General features: G+C 58.0%; 11 protein-coding genes. 8 read left to right on the top strand and 3 right to left on the bottom strand.

What is annotated here, in order from left to right:
• Positions 1–51 precede the first annotated feature (51 nt).
• Positions 52–945 (top strand): TerC family protein, encoded by an 894-nt coding sequence (locus tag ABEB25_RS00755; protein ID WP_345734458.1) that lies wholly within the window; start codon positions 52–54, stop codon positions 943–945.
• A gap of 111 nt (positions 946–1056) precedes the next feature.
• Here ABEB25_RS00755 and ABEB25_RS00750 read toward each other — a convergent pair whose 3' ends face one another.
• Complete coding sequence (locus ABEB25_RS00750) at positions 1057–2283, bottom strand: aspartate kinase (protein ID WP_345734457.1); 1227 nt, start codon at positions 2281–2283, stop codon at positions 1057–1059.
• 153 nt (positions 2284–2436) lie between these two features.
• Between ABEB25_RS00750 and ABEB25_RS00745 the strand changes: the two genes are divergently transcribed.
• The 6 genes from ABEB25_RS00745 (at position 2437) to ABEB25_RS00720 (ending at position 10518) form a co-directional block, all read left to right on the top strand.
• Entirely contained in the window at positions 2437–4404 is a 1968-nt protein-coding gene (locus ABEB25_RS00745; protein ID WP_345734456.1) for an acetylxylan esterase, read from the top strand.
• A gap of 57 nt (positions 4405–4461) precedes the next feature.
• Complete coding sequence (locus ABEB25_RS00740) at positions 4462–4806, top strand: hypothetical protein (protein ID WP_345734455.1); 345 nt, start codon at positions 4462–4464, stop codon at positions 4804–4806.
• Positions 4807–5034: 228 nt separating this feature from the next.
• Positions 5035–7626, top strand: coding sequence for an ATP-dependent chaperone ClpB (gene clpB / locus ABEB25_RS00735; RefSeq protein ID WP_345734454.1), 2592 nt, complete (start codon positions 5035–5037; stop codon positions 7624–7626).
• 193 nt (positions 7627–7819) lie between these two features.
• Complete coding sequence (locus tag ABEB25_RS00730) at positions 7820–8317, top strand: nucleotidyltransferase (protein ID WP_345734453.1); 498 nt, start codon at positions 7820–7822, stop codon at positions 8315–8317.
• Between the two features lie 114 nt (positions 8318–8431).
• Entirely contained in the window at positions 8432–8968 is a 537-nt protein-coding gene (locus ABEB25_RS00725) for a lipocalin family protein (RefSeq protein WP_345734452.1), read from the top strand.
• 77 nt (positions 8969–9045) lie between these two features.
• Complete coding sequence (locus ABEB25_RS00720; RefSeq protein WP_345734451.1) at positions 9046–10518, top strand: protein adenylyltransferase SelO; 1473 nt, start codon at positions 9046–9048, stop codon at positions 10516–10518.
• On the opposite strand, the gene ABEB25_RS00715 is transcribed toward ABEB25_RS00720, so the two are convergent.
• Positions 10519–11454 (bottom strand): YHYH protein, encoded by a 936-nt coding sequence (locus ABEB25_RS00715; RefSeq protein WP_345734450.1) that lies wholly within the window; start codon positions 11452–11454, stop codon positions 10519–10521.
• Between the two features lie 136 nt (positions 11455–11590).
• Between ABEB25_RS00715 and ABEB25_RS00710 the strand changes: the two genes are divergently transcribed.
• Positions 11591–13705 (top strand): M3 family metallopeptidase, encoded by a 2115-nt coding sequence (locus ABEB25_RS00710; protein ID WP_345734449.1) that lies wholly within the window; start codon positions 11591–11593, stop codon positions 13703–13705.
• Positions 13706–13950: 245 nt separating this feature from the next.
• On the opposite strand, the gene bioA is transcribed toward ABEB25_RS00710, so the two are convergent.
• Positions 13951–15219 carry an adenosylmethionine--8-amino-7-oxononanoate transaminase gene (gene bioA / locus ABEB25_RS00705; protein ID WP_345734448.1) on the bottom strand — a complete coding sequence of 423 codons (1269 nt, stop codon included), beginning with the start codon at positions 15217–15219 and terminating at the stop codon, positions 13951–13953.
• Positions 15220–15245: the final 26 nt, after the last annotated feature.

Below are 15245 nucleotides of genomic sequence, written 5' to 3'. Positions count from 1 at the left end.
ACGTTTGGATTCGACCAGTGGCCATGTAGTGAAAGGCAGCCCGTCCTGTTCATGTTTCCCCTCTTCGATTCCATTCTCGCTTTCCTGCCTTCGTCAGCCGACCTCGCGTCCGCAGTACCAGCCATTTTGATGCTGATCGTTATCGAGGGACTTCTGAGTGTGGACAACGCCTTGGCCATTGCCGCCATGGCCAACCATCTTCCCGAGAAACAGAAGTATCTGGCCCTGAAACTGGGCATCATTGGGGCCTATCTTTTTCGCGGCATCTGCATGTTTTTTGCCGCATGGATCATCGAAAACCCATGGCTCAAGATCTGTGGTGCGGCCTATCTCGTTTATCTGATGAGCGAGCACTTCACCGGTGCTGGCGATGAAGACAACGATGGCAACAAAGATAGTCCCAACCAGCGCGGTCTCTGGGCCACTGTCATTGGCATTGAGCTGATGGACCTCAGCCTTAGCGTGGACAATGTGGTGGCCGCAGTGGCGATTGACCCCCGTCTCTGGGTCGTCTGTACCGGCGTTTTCATCGGCATCCTGGCCCTCCGTTTTGTTGCCGGGGCCTGCATCAAGCTGCTGGAGAAATTCCCCATTCTGGCCGATACGGCCTTTGTCCTCATCGGCTACGTAGGCGGCATCCTCGTCTTTGAATTGCTCAGCGATCCTACCACCAGCTTCCAGGTTTTTGAGGGGCCTGTCCATGTGGGGCCTGCCCGCAAATTTGTCGGGATTGTCCTCATCCTCGGAATCTCCATTCTGTATGCCAAAGTACCTGCCGTGCAGGTGGCTCTGAAGCCGCTCTTCAAAGCTCTCCACGTGCCAATGAAGATCATCGCCATGACCGTGGGTCTCATTCTGAAGGTCATCTTTCTGCCCTTCACCTTGATCATGAGCCTGTTCAAATCCAAAGCCGTCGCCGAAACGACCCCGCCGCCGGCGATGTGAGGTGGGGTAAACGGAAAGGCGAAAGGCCCATCCATCCATAAAAAATGGGCAGTCCGATAAGGAACTGCCCACATTAGGGATCTTTCCCGTCATTTGACGGGTTGACGTGGCTCAGGCTGCATCCAGACCGAAGGCGGTATGCACGGCACGGGAAGCGTTTTCAATATCGGCCTCCTGGACGATGACGGCGGTCTTGATCTCACTGGTGGAGATCATGAGGATGTTCACGCTGACGTCGGCCAGGGCTTTGAACATTTTGGCGGCGACACCACTGTGGCTGCGCATCCCGATGCCGACCACGCTAAGTTTGGCCACTCCAGACTCGGTTCGCAGGGTCACTTTGTCACCGAGGGTGGAAAGGATCTCGCGCAGGGCTTTCTCGGCCTTCGGCAGGTCTGCAGCGCTGAGGGTGAAGGAGATGTCCGTTTCGCCATCGAAAGAGACGTTCTGCACGATCATGTCGATCATGATGTTAGCACCGGCGATGGCACCAAAGATGACGGACGAGATGCCCGGGCGATCTGGCACATCGTCAATGGTGATCTTGGCCTGATTGCGCTCAAGGCTGACGCCGCGCACGACGACGGATTCCATACCGGGGGTTTCTTCTTTCACGAGGGTTCCTGGGTTGTTGTTGAGGCTGCTACGCACTTCGAAGCGCACGCCAAATTTTTTCGCAAACTCGACGCTCCGGCTCTGCATCACTTTGCTGCCGCTGCTGGCCATTTCCAGCATCTCGTCATAACTGATTTCTTCGATCTTAGTCGCACACTTCACCACGCGAGGGTCACAGGTGTACACGCCGTCCACATCGGTGTAAATCTGGCAGAGGTCGGCCTTGATGGCGGCGGCCATGGCGATGGCGGTGAGGTCACTGCCGCCACGGCCCAGCGTGGTGATCTCGCCACTGGCGGTTTCACCCTGAAAGCCTGCCAGCATGACGATGTTGCCTTCATCCAGCATCTTATGCACGGCATCGGGCGTGATGTTGACGATGCGTGCCTTCGTATGCATGCGGTCCGTGGAGATGCCGGCCTGCGCTCCAGTGAGGGAGACGGCTTTGCCTCCCAGGGCATTGATGGCCATGGCGGTGAGGGCGATGGTGGTCTGCTCTCCGGTGGAAAGGAGGACGTCCATTTCACGCTCGCTGGGGTCCTGCTCAAGGGACACTTCTTTGGCCAGGCGGATGAGGTTATCCGTCACGCCCGACATGGCGGAGACGACGGCGACGACCTGGTGGCCAGCACGCTGAGTTTCCAGAATGCGGCGTGCGCAGTTCCGGATGCGTTCTGGATTGCCGACGGAGGTACCGCCGTATTTCTGGACAATGAGGGCCATGGCTGAGAAAGGGCGGCGAAAGTGGCACGCCCTGCGGGGGGTGCAAACGGGAAATCACGTTTGCTGGAGCCATTGCGGGCCGGGAACCTGTGGAATGGCTGCAATTTTCCTTCCCAAAGCGCGATCTTCTCTTTCATCCTGCGCATCTCCACCATGAAAGCCCGGCTCCTGCTCCCCTGCCTCCTTTTCCTCACGGCCTCCGCTTCCGGCATGGATACTGCACGACCGATGCGGGATCTGAATGGCTACTTTCCCTTTACCCCGGTGGCGGATGCGGAGGCCTGGCAAACGCGGCGGGCGGAGATCGAAAAACGCGTGCTGCTGGCCAATGGCCTGTGGCCGATGCCGGAAAAGACGCCGCTGAAGGCCACCATCCATGGTCGGGTGGAGCGGGATGACTACACGATTGATCGCGTATTTTTTGAAAGCCTGCCCGGCCACTACGTCACCGGCAGCCTGTATTTGCCCAAAAAGCACAGCGGCAAAATCCCCGGCATCCTGTGCCCGCATGGCCACTGGCCGGATGGCCGCTTCATGGACGTAGGTGCGGGCAGTGAGGCGATGAAAAAACAGATCGAAACAGGGGCTGAGGAGCGCGAATCTGCCGCCCGTTCCCCGCTCCAGGCGCGCTGTGTCCACCTGGCCCGCATGGGCTGCGCGGCCTTCCATTACGATACTCTGGGCAATGCCGACTCCATCCAATTTCCACTCCATCGCCACGGCGCGGGGCAGACCGGTTTCCTCAGCCCACAGGCAGATCTGCGCCTACAGACCTACCTTGGCCTGCACACCTGGAACAGCGTGCGCGCGCTAGATTTCCTGCTGAGTCTAGAGGGCATCGACCCGGACCGCATCGGCTGCACGGGGGCCAGCGGGGGCGGCACCCAGACGATGATGATCACGGGCATTGACCAACGGATCAAAGCGGCCTTCCCCTGCGTGATGGTCTCCACTGCCATGCAGGGCGGCTGCACCTGTGAAAACAGCCACTACCTGCGCATCGGCCAGGGGAATGTGGACATCGCCGCGCTCACCGCCCCGCGCCCGCTGGGCATCACCGCTGCCGATGATTGGACAAAGGAAGTGGCCACCAAAGGCCTGCCAGATCTGAAGGATCTTTATGCCAAACTCGGCGTGCCAGACAAGGTCACCGCCCACATCGCCACCCAGTTTCCGCACAACTACAATCTGCCCTCCCGGTTGGCGATGTATGAGTTCTTCAATCAACACTTTCAGCTCGGCCAAAAAAGCCCCATTCAAGAGCGCGACTTCACCTTTTCTACCAAGGCCGACATGACCGTCTGGACTGCCGAGCACCCTGCCCCCACGGGCGAGGCGGTGGGAGAGGCCCATGAAAAAGCCGTCTGCGACTGGATGACGGCGCAGGATGAAAAGAACATTACCGCCCTCATCCAGAAGGACGATCCCACCGCGCTGCGCAACATCGTGGGCGAAGCCTGGAAGACCATCGTGGGCCGCCTCCAGCCCACCCCGCAGGAAGTCGCCTATGAGATGGTGAAAAAGGAAGAAAAGGCCGATCACTTCATCCTCCAAGGTCGCATCCAAAACAACCGCGAAGAGGAAACCTTGCACGCTGTTTTCCTCTACCCGAAAAACTGGCAGGGCGAGGCCACCCTGTGGCTGAGCCTCAAGGGCAGCGACTCCGTCCTCACTGCCGCAGGCCCCACCCCCGCCGCCCAGAAGCTACTGGATCAAGGTATCGCCATCGCCTGCCCGGACCTCTACCTGCGCGGCATGGAGGAGCAGCCCAAGGCGGGTGACAATCTGAAGGCCAAAGCCAACGACTTCCGTGAATTCAGCGGTTACACCTTTGGTTATAATCCCACCCTCCTGGCCCGCCGTGTGCACGATGCCATGACCATGGTGACCATGATGCAGAACCAGGAAAAGTATCCCGTGAAGCAGCTCAAAATCCACGGCCTGGAAGGCGCGGGCCCCATCGCCCTGGTCACCGGCACCGTCCTCGCGCTAGATGGCGTCACTGCGGACCTGGAAGGCTTCCGCTTCGCCGATTTGAAGTCCCCCTGGGATGTGAATTTCGTCCCCGGTGCCGTCAAATATGGCGATGTGGACGCCCTGCTGAAGCTGACGAAGGAGTGAAGAAAGCGCGGGCTTTATGCACCGACAGTGCAAGCCTTCACAGGATGCTTGGTGGGATTGAACAGCATCGTGCGGCGTGCATCTGAATGGAAACCCCACTTCCAAATTCTACTGGCACCAGCCCAAGCCGTTTCCTGGAACTATTTACATTTATTTGTTGCCCTGATTGCTGGGTTTTTCCTTCAGATGCTGGTGCTCCCATGCATGTATGGCATTGGTATCTGGAGAAATGAAATGGCGATGTATTTCAACGCCATGATTTTGCTTCGCATTGGGGTGGCGTGCCTATTGAAAGAAACGGGCAATGCCTGGATCATTTACGCCATTCTTTGTTACACTTCAGCTTTTTGGCTCCTCGCGTTGACGGACCTAATTCTTTTCTTTGATGGGCAAAGCCATTAAATCATTCGGGAGAGAATATCTCAGAAAGAGCGCTCGCTCAAAGTGCACGATTAAAATGCCATCCTGTCACAGTTGATCCGCTTTTTTGAGCCAAAAGGAAACTTTCTTCAGTTTTCCCATTAGCAGGCAATGCACGCCCTTCCCTTGCCAAATAAAGGCTAGCGCAACATTGCGCCGCTGTGGCACAGTCTGAGCATAGGATCAGGGAAACAACCAACCCTCAAAATTATGTCTCCTGAAAAATTTACCGTTAAGCTCCAAGAGGCCTTCAACGCCTCGCAGTCTGTGGCTACTCGCCATGGGCATCAAGAAGTCAAACCTGCCCACCTCCTTTCCGCGCTGCTGGATCAGGAAGGGGGCATCACCAAGCCGTTGCTGGAAAAGGCAGCGGTCAATCCTGAAAAGGCCACGCAACTCCCTGAGCAACTAGCTCAACTGCTGAACCGCCAACCCAAGGTCACGGGGGCAACGGGTAGTCTTTACCTGTCCAGCGAGTTCCGAGATCTGATGACCAAGGCGGAAGATGAGCAGAAGAAACTCAAGGATGACTTCCTCAGTGTGGAGCACGTCCTCCTGGCCCTGTTCAAGGCCAAGTCCGAGGTGTCCGATCTGCTGAAGCAGGCGGGCCTCACTTATGACACCGTTTCCAAAGCCCTCACCGCCGTGCGGGGCAGCCAACGTGTGGTGGACCATGACCCGGAAGGCAAATACCAGACCCTGGAAAAATACGGTACCGACCTCACCGCCCGTGCGAAGCAAGGCAAGATTGATCCTGTCATCGGTCGAGATGAGGAGATCCGCCGAGTGATGCAGGTGCTGAGCCGTCGCACGAAAAACAATCCTGTGCTCATCGGTGAACCCGGTGTGGGTAAGACGGCCATCGCCGAAGGCCTGGCCCGCCGTATCGTGGCTGGGGACGTGCCGGATTCCCTGAAAGGCAAACGTCTCATCAGTATGGATCTGGGCGGCATGATGGCAGGGGCCAAGTTCCGTGGCGAGTTCGAAGAACGCCTGAAAGCCTTCCTCAAGGAAGTCACCAGCAGTGAGGGAGAAATCATCCTTTTCATTGATGAGCTGCACACCATCGTGGGTGCAGGCAAGGCGGAAGGGGCCATGGATGCGGGCAACCTGCTGAAGCCTCAATTGGCCCGTGGGGAGCTGCGCTGCATCGGCGCGACCACGCTGGATGAATACCGCAAATACATCGAAAAAGACCCCGCGCTGGAGCGTCGCTTTCAACCTGTACTGGTGGGTGAGCCGAGTGTGGAGGACACCATCGCTATCCTGCGTGGTTTGAAGGAACGTTATGAGGTGCACCACGGTGTGCGCATTCAGGACGGGGCCATCATTGCTGCTGCCACGCTGAGCAACCGCTACATCACGGATCGCTTCCTGCCGGACAAGGCCATTGACCTGGTGGATGAAGCCGCTAGCCGCATCAAGATTGAGCTGGATTCCATGCCTACAGAGATTGACGTCATCGAACGCCAAGTCATGCAGGGCGAAATGGAGCGTCAGGTTTTAAAAAAGGAAATAGATCCAGCCAGCAAGACCCGCCTGGAAAAGCTGGAGAAGGAAATCGCCAATCTCAAAGAACAATCCTCGGCCCTGAAAGCCCAATGGCTGAAGGAGAAGGAAACCGTGGACGCCGGCCGCAAGGTGAAGGAGGAGATTGATCGCCTGAGAACCGAACTGGAGCAAGCCCAGCGCCGAGGCGACTTCAGCCGCGCTGGGGAGATCCAGTATGGTCTCATCCCGGATCTGGAGAAGAAGCTTCAAAACGAGTCGCTCACCGAGACTCCTGATAAACCCAAGGCCCAACCCACATTGCTCCGCGAAGAAGTCACCGAGGACGACATCGCCCGTGTGGTGGCCAACTGGACGGGCATTCCTGTCTCTCGCCTGCAAGAGGGAGAGCGCTCCAAGCTAGTGAAGATGGAGGAACGTCTGGCAGATCGTGTCATCGGCCAGCGGGATGCCATCGTGGCGGTGTCCAATGCCGTGCGCCGTGCCCGTGCGGGCATCCAGGATGAGAATCGCCCCATCGGCAGCTTCCTCTTCCTAGGCCCCACCGGCGTGGGCAAGACTGAGCTGTGCAAGGCCCTGGCTGAGTTCCTCTTCGATGATGACAACGCCATGACCCGCATCGACATGAGCGAGTACATGGAGAAGCACAGCGTCAGTCGCCTGATCGGTGCGCCTCCCGGTTACGTGGGGTATGACGAAGGTGGCCAGCTCACCGAGGCCGTGCGCCGCCGCCCTTACAGCGTGGTGCTGTTTGACGAGGTGGAAAAGGCCCACCCCGACGTGTTCAACAGCCTGCTGCAAGTGCTGGATGATGGCCGCATCACCGACGGTCAGGGCCGCACCGTGGACTTCAAAAATACGGTCATCATCATGACCAGCAACATCGGCAGCAACGCCATTCAGGACGTGAACAATGCCGAGCAACGCGACGCCCTGGTGCGTGAGTCGCTCAAGCAATTCTTCCGCCCCGAGTTCCTCAATCGTATTGATGAAATCGTCATCTTTGATCGCCTGGATGCCGCCCAGCTCGACAAGATCGTGAAGATCCAGCTTCAGCGTGTGATCACTCGTTTGGCCAAACAAAACATCCACCTCACCGTCACGGATGAGACCACCCGTTACCTGGCCGACGCTGGTTTTGATCCGGTCTATGGAGCCCGCCCGCTGAAGCGTGCCATCCAGAAACATCTGCTGGACCCGCTAAGCTTGGCAGTGCTGGAAGGCGGCTTCAAGGATGGCGATGTTATCATCGCCACGATGAAGGATGGGAAGCCTGTGTTTGAGAAAGGGTAAATTTTAGCCCCCTCTCCTTGGATTCAGAGCTCCTGAATCCGAGGAGACACATCTCACGCGTTCACCTTGTATTTTACAGAGTATTCATTATGTTCATCCATGCCTGACGATTTACAGGAGACCTTGCGCCGAACCGTGGGTGGCAGCCTTTCCAGTCTGCCACCACTGAAGCGTCTGGAAATGCTGTGGAAAAATGCACAACGGCTGCGTGGCGGTGTTTGGCGAACTCCTGAATCCGATGGAACCCTCATTCGAAAAACTGTTGGTGCGCCTCGCTGATCACGATGTTCAATTCATCGTCGTCGGTGGAGTGGCCGTGGCCCTTCAAGGCTACATGCGAATGACGGAGGATGTGGATATTCTCATCGAGGCAAGCACTCAAAATGTATCCCGCTTGCTCGATGCACTGTCGGATTATGGCGAGGGATTTGCCCGTGAACTATCCATGGATGACTTCACGGATGAAGAAGGAGCTATTCGTGTAGTGGAAGAATCTGAATACTGCCAAATTGATATCTTCACTCGCATGACGGGTCTGTATTACAGCGACCTACTTCCCGATGCTGGCACTTTGGAAATCGGAGATCGCATTGTTCGTTACGCTTCTAAAGCGGCCCTGATCCGGCTCAAATCGACCTCAGTCAGGGAAAAGGATCGGTTAGATGTCATCGCCCTGGAACGATTGAAATGAAGCGCAAAACCCATTTAAAGGCGATTGTCGTTTGATTGCCCTACAGGAGAATCATACGCTGCACAGCTCGCATTTCCTTGCCCCTTTTGGTCAGTGCGAGGCGTTCTCTAGGATGTGAAAACTTTTTACTACCTGCTCGCTGCGGCGTGCCTGTTTTCTTTCACCTCATGCTCCACCGCCGTGAAACAGCCCCCACTCAAAACCGTCGCCCACGTGGATCTGCCACGTTACATGGGGGACTGGTATGTCTTTGCCCACATTCCCTACTCGCTTGAAAAAGGCAAGGTGGGCACGCTGGATCGTTACACCCCACGACCGGATGGAAAGATGGACAACATCTTTCTCTTTCGCAAAGGTTCATTAGACGCCCCGCTCCAGCAGTGGAAAGGCAAGGCCTGGGTGCACAATAAAGAAACGAATGCCGAATGGCGCGTGCAGCTCCTGTGGCCCTTTCGCATCCCCTACCTGATCATTGATTTGGACCCCGATTATCAGTGGAGTGTCATTGGTTATCCCAATCGCAAGCTGGCCTGGGTGCTGAGCCGGAAGCCCAGCCTGGATGAGGCGACTTACCAGGGCATCCTGAAACGTTTGGAGGCCCAGGGTTATGACCGGGCGAAGCTGGTGAAGGTGCCGCAAAATCTTCACTGAGGCGAGAGATCGCCGCATCTCCCACATCTGAGCTTGCTGTGGCAAAGGCAGGGTGCATGAAAAGGGAACCTTATTTCATGAACGAGTCCCCTCTTTCCTCCGCCGACGCTGGCTGGCGTTTGGAACACAGCTATGCGCAGCTTCCCGCGCTGTTTCACTCCCTGGCTAAACCGACGGCAGTCGCCACACCGCGCCTAACCATTTTTAATCACGCCTTGGCACATGAGCTAGGCTTGAAACCCGAGCTGCTGGATCGGCCGGAGGCGGCGGCACTTTTTACGGGCAATGAATTGCCTCCTGGGGCCCACCCCATCGCCCAAGCCTATGCGGGGCATCAGTTTGGCAACTTCACCACGCTGGGAGATGGACGCGCCATTTTGTTAGGCGAGCAAATCACGCCGAGTGGGGCGCGGTTCGACATCCAGCTTAAAGGTCCCGGTCCCACCCGCTATTCGCGACGGGGAGATGGCCGCGCTGCGCTGGGGCCGATGCTCCGTGAATACATCATCAGCGAGGCCATGCACGCTCTGCGTATCCCCACCACGCGCAGCCTCGCTGTGGCTACGACGGGGGAGGCGGTGTATCGCCCGCAGCCCCTGCCGGGGGCGGTTCTCACTCGGGTAGCGGCCAGTCACATTCGTGTGGGGACCTTTGAGTGGGCTGCGGCGAATCAAGACAAAACCGCGCTGAAGGCCCTGGCTGACTACACTTTGGCACGGCACGACCCGGCGCTGGCGGGTGAGGATTCGCCTTATCTAGCTTGGCTCCATGCCGTCATTGGACGTCAGGCCTCCCTCATCGCCCAGTGGCTGCATGTGGGCTTCATCCATGGCGTGATGAATACGGACAACATGGCCCTCTCGGGCGAGACGATCGACTATGGCCCCTGTGCTTTCATGGACGCCTATGATCCCGGCGCAGTCTTCAGTTCCATTGATCATCATGGCCGATATGCTTATGGCAATCAGGCCCCCATCGCCCAGTGGAATCTGGCCCGGCTTGCGGAGGCGCTTTTACCCCTGCTGCACCCCGATGAAAAGCAGGCCATTGATCTGGCCAATGCCGCGCTGGAAAGCTTCCGCAGCCGCTTCGATGAGGCCTGGCTCGCCGGCATGAGGAAGAAGCTAGGCCTGTTCAATGAAGAAACCGAAGACAAGGCCCTGGCGGATACCCTGCTGAGCTGGATGCACACGCAGGAAGCCGACTACACCAACACCTTCCGCGCTCTCTCCGCGACCGTCGGGGTGAAAAACCACCTAACCAATGATGCATCTTTTTCAGACTGGCTGTCTCAATGGAAACTGCGGTTAACTCGGCAGCCACAATCTGCCACTGATGTGACGACCTTGATGCAAGCGCACAACCCCGCCTTTATCCCGCGCAATCACAAGGTGGAAGAGGCCCTGGCAGCCGCCATGCAAAACGAGGACCTCAGCGTCATGCAGCGACTGCTCCAAGTGCTGGCCACGCCTTATGATCACCGCGTGGACTTACCCGAATACAGCCAACCGCAGCCAGCGGAAGATTACCGCACCTTTTGCGGCACCTAATCAGGGACGAGGGGGTGGACCGTCACCTCTGGGGCCACCTGGAGGCCCCATTCCAGGAGGCGGGCCAAATCCTGGGCCACCGCGCCGCCCCCGGCGTGGCGGGCCACCACCGGGAGGGCCGCCACCTTGTTTTTGAAAGCTCTTGTCCGGACTGCCTTTCCACTGGCGGCCCATGTAGGGGAACTCATCGGTGATGCAGTAGTGGTAGATGCCAGCGGGATATTCCGGCGTGACGCCGAAGCGCCCATGGCATTCATCCAGATCTCCCAAACCTGCCACGTACTCATAGTCCTGGGTGTAGTAACCATCGTAAGGGCCACCGGGGCCGTCATCGCCACCGGGACGCTCACCCGCTTTCAGGCGGTAGCTGCTGCGCATCTTCACCAGGGGGCTGGTGGCATCTTTAGGGGCTTGATGCGCACGGCTGGAGTAGATGGGAAAACCATCGGCCGCCCAGCCTAACAACTGCATTTTATCCGCCGCATCTCCGCCCAGATTTTGAATTAGCCCGGTGGGTAGGCCGTGGTAATGGTAGGCCCCATTGGGCTGCACGTGGGCATCGTTTTGGTCCAGCCCCAGGTCCACCTGGCCACTTTTGGCCTCAGCCACCCAGCCGGAGCGGGGATCGCGCTGCCAAAACTCCGCCGTGCCCGGTTCAAAAGGCACGCCATTCACTGCCACGCCAAAAAAGGCTCGCTCTGCCCGGGTGGGCTGGGCGGCGACCTGGGGCTTCAACGTGACGCGAAACTCGTATTTCTGAGGGGCAATTGCGTTCGGATTGTGCGCATTGGGAAACGCCCCCATGACGTGATTGGCAATGCCATTGGAGGACACCATGCGCCACCCGGCCTGCTCTCGCACGGTGGCCTCAGGAGGCGGAGTTTGGGAAAAAACAGGCCCAGCGCACAGCCAGAGAAGAATCGTCGTTCGTTTCATACTTCCTCTTGAACGCCCGACTCCTCCAGATGACTTGGACCTTTACCCTAGCTTAACAAAATTCATTCCTGCGCGTTCATCCTTGCCACCCGAGCCTCCCCGCCGATAATCGCGGCTCCTACGCCTACCACCCCCTATGGCTCAACCGTTCCTCACTCAGGACTTTCACATCCGCTGGTCCACCCTGGATTCCAACTGCATTCAGGCGGATATCAAAACCGCCCTGGAGCAGGCCGACGCGAACATCAATCGCCTGATCGAGCAAGATCGCGGCAAGATGAACTTCGACACCGTCGTGCTGGCGCTGGATGAGTCCACCCGCTCACTCAATGAAGCCTGGGGCCTGGTGCAGCACCTGGATGCCCTGTGCAACTCCCCCGCCATGCGGGAAGCGCACAATGCCATGCTGGCGGAAGTGAGCTCTTTTTTCGCCAAGATCCCCCTAAATGAACACCTGTGGGATCTGCTGGAGACCTACAGCAAAACGGAAGAGGCCCGCGACCTGCCGCCTGTGCGCAAACGGGCGCTGAAGGAGACGATGGAAAGCTTTATCCAGGCGGGATCCAACCTGCCACCGGAGAAAAAGAAGCGCCTGGAAGAACTGGAGTCCGAGCTGTCTCAGGCCACCCAGAAGTACTCTGAGAACGTGCTCGATTCCACCAACAAGTGGGAGCTCATCCTGACGGATGCGGATCGCCTCAAAGGCATGCCGCAATCGGCCATTGATGCCGCACGCGCTGAGGCTGCTGCCAAGGGACTAGGCACCCCTGAGGCCCCGCAGTATCGACTCACACTCAAGGCCCCTTCCATGATCCCGGTGATGGAGTATGCGGAAGATGAAAGCCTGCGCAAAGCCGTGTGGGAAGGCTCCACCGGCATTGGCCGTGGCGGTGACCATGACAACACGGAACTCATCTGGAAGATCCTGCGTCTGCGTCACGAAAAGGCCCAACTCATGGGCAAGTCGAACTTTGCCGACCACGTGCTGCAGCAGCGCATGGCGAAGAATGGGCAAACGGCGCTCCAGTTCATCGAGAACCTGCACGCTAAGGTTAAGGGAGCCTTTGATCGCGAAACGATCCAGCTTCAAGAATACCGTGCCGATGCCGTGGGCCAGGCAGCCGATCTCCTGCAACCGTGGGAAGTGGGCTACTGGGCGGAAAAACAGCGCAAGGCTGAGTACGACTTTGATGAGGAAGAACTGCGCCCTTACTTCCCGCTCGATAAGGTGCTAGGCGGCATGTTCAGGCTGGCGGAGATGGTCTTTGACCTCCGCATCGTGGGTCGGGATGTGGTGCACTACCCTGCCGGGGAATCTGGCCCTGCCAGCACCCAACCTGGGGAACTGGGCCCGGTAGAAGTGTGGCACCCGGATGTGAAATTCTACGAAGTGCGTAACGAAAAGGGTGTCCACATCGGCTCCTTCTACGCAGACTGGCACCCGCGCGACTCCAAGCGTGGCGGTGCCTGGATGAACTATCTCAAAGGCGGCGTGCCCCCGAGTGGCGAGCGCGACCGCCGCCTGCACCTGGGCCTCATCTGCGGCAACATGACTCCCCCTGTGGATGGCAAGCCTGCCCTGCTGACGCATGATGAAGTGTGCACCGTCTTCCATGAATTCGGCCACCTGTTGCATCAATTGTTAGGCAATGTGGAGATCCCCTCTCTCAATGGCGTGAATGTTTACTGGGACTTTGTGGAGCTACCCTCCCAGATCCTAGAAAACTTCTGCTGGGAGCGTGAAAGCCTGGACCTGTTTGCCCGTCATCATGAGACAGGAGAGACCATCCCTGCCCGCCTCCTCAAGAAAGTGCTGGCTGCCAAGAACTACCGCAGCGCCAGCGACATCGTGCGCCAACTTTCCTTTGGCAAGCTGGACCTGGAGCTGCACATGCACCACGCCACCGACGAAGGCGCAGATCTGGATCAGCTCTCACGCCAGTTGTTGAAGCCTTACCTCATGCCGCTGAAGACAGAGACGCCCTCCATGGCGCGGCGTTTTGGTCACCTATTCAGTAGCCCAGTCGGTTATGCCGCCGGCTATTACAGCTACAAGTGGGCGGAAGTATTGGATGCCGATGCCTTTACCCGCTTCCAAAACGAAGGGGTGCTGAATCCCAAGGTGGGCCGTGACTTCCGTGACAAGGTGCTAAGCAAGGGCAACTCCGAGGACCCTGCGAAGCTCTTCCGCGATTTCATGGGCCGTGATCCGGACCCGATGGCCTTGCTGATTCGCGCGGCCTTGGCGTAATTTTGAGTAGCTGCGCCCGCCAGGGCGTGGGGATGGTGAAACTCGATGCTCAAGACCCTTCGCCCACACGCTAGGCGGGCAGCTACAACCAACTCTACCCCAAGAAAGCCTCGCTTTGCGCCAAGCAGAAGAGATAACAAGCCGAATGGAAGGTGGAGCTTTGGCGAGCTAAAGCTCTGGCTACTTTGGCTCGCCTGAATCGCCACTCTTTTGGTTATACCGATTCTTTTACCTTGAGGTCCAATTTACGCCGTAGCGGCGATGGTCACGATGGCTTGGCGCAAAGCGTTCACCATTTTTTCCAGCTCGGACTCCGTCGCAGCGAGCGGTGGCATGAGCACGAGCGTATCCACCACGGGCCGAGTCAGAAGGCCATGCTGGCGGGCTTCCAGGCAGGTCTTCACGCCGATGAGGGCCTCAGGTGCATAAGGTCCGATCTCGATGCCCGCCACCAGCCCACATTGGCGAATGTCCATGACGCAGGGGATATCTCGCAGAGCACCGAGCAGAGCCGTGAAGACGCGGATCTTTTCCGGCAGATGCTCCATGACCTGTTCTTCCCGGAAGACTTGCAAACTCCCCAGCGCAGCAGCACAGCCGAGTTGGTTCGCGGTATAACTATGACCGTAATAAAAGGCACGCCCGGCCCCGAGAAACCCTTCAAACACACGCTCCGTGGTCATCGTCGCAGCCAGCGGCAAGTAGCCACCCGTAAGGCCCTTGGCCAGGCAGAGAAAGTCTGGAACCACGTCCTCATGCTGACAGGCAAACATCTTTCCTGTGCGACCAAAACCCGTCATCACTTCATCCAGGATGAGGAAGATATCGCGCTCGCGACACCAGTCGCTGAGGGCCCTCAACATCCCGCTAGGCCACAGGCGCATGCCTGCGCTGCCTTGGATGAGAGGCTCAATGATGACGGCGGAAAGACGCGACACTTCCTCGGGGGACAGTTGATCCAAAGCCTCAAAAGTGGGCACACGCTGAACGCGATAACCGAAGTCATTGCCGCTGCCTTTGAAGACCGGGATGCCCCCCACACTGGCCGCCCCCAGGGTATCGCCATGATAAGCGCGGTCAAAGGCCAGGATGGTATCCCGCTGCGACTGCCCATTTTGTTTCCAATACTGCAAGGCCATGCGGATGGCACACTCGATGGCGGTAGAGCCATTGTCCGAATAAAACACCCGGCTCAGGGCGCTGCCGGGCAAGAGATCCACCAGTTGCTGACCGAGCTGAATGGCAGGCTCATGCGTGAAGCCGAGGAAGGACGTATGCGCGACATGATCCAACTGAGCCCGGATGGCAGCATGGATGGTGGGGTGGCTATGCCCGTGAATGTTCGTCCAGATGGAGCTGTTGCCATCCAGGTAGTCACGCCCATGCTGATCCCGCAAATAACAGCCCTGACCCGACACCAACATCAGTGGCTCATGTCCATCCTCACACCACGCCTGCATGGGCGTGAAGGGATGCCAGAGATACCGTTTTTCAATCTGGAGAAGGTCGGTCATTGGGGGCGCATGGGTGCCGCGAAGGG

Source organism: Prosthecobacter algae (genome assembly GCF_039542385.1).
Lineage (GTDB): Bacteria > Verrucomicrobiota > Verrucomicrobiia > Verrucomicrobiales > Verrucomicrobiaceae > Prosthecobacter > Prosthecobacter algae.
The sequence above is the reverse complement of the archived record's forward strand: the minus strand, read 5'-3'. Positions and strand labels throughout refer to the sequence as shown.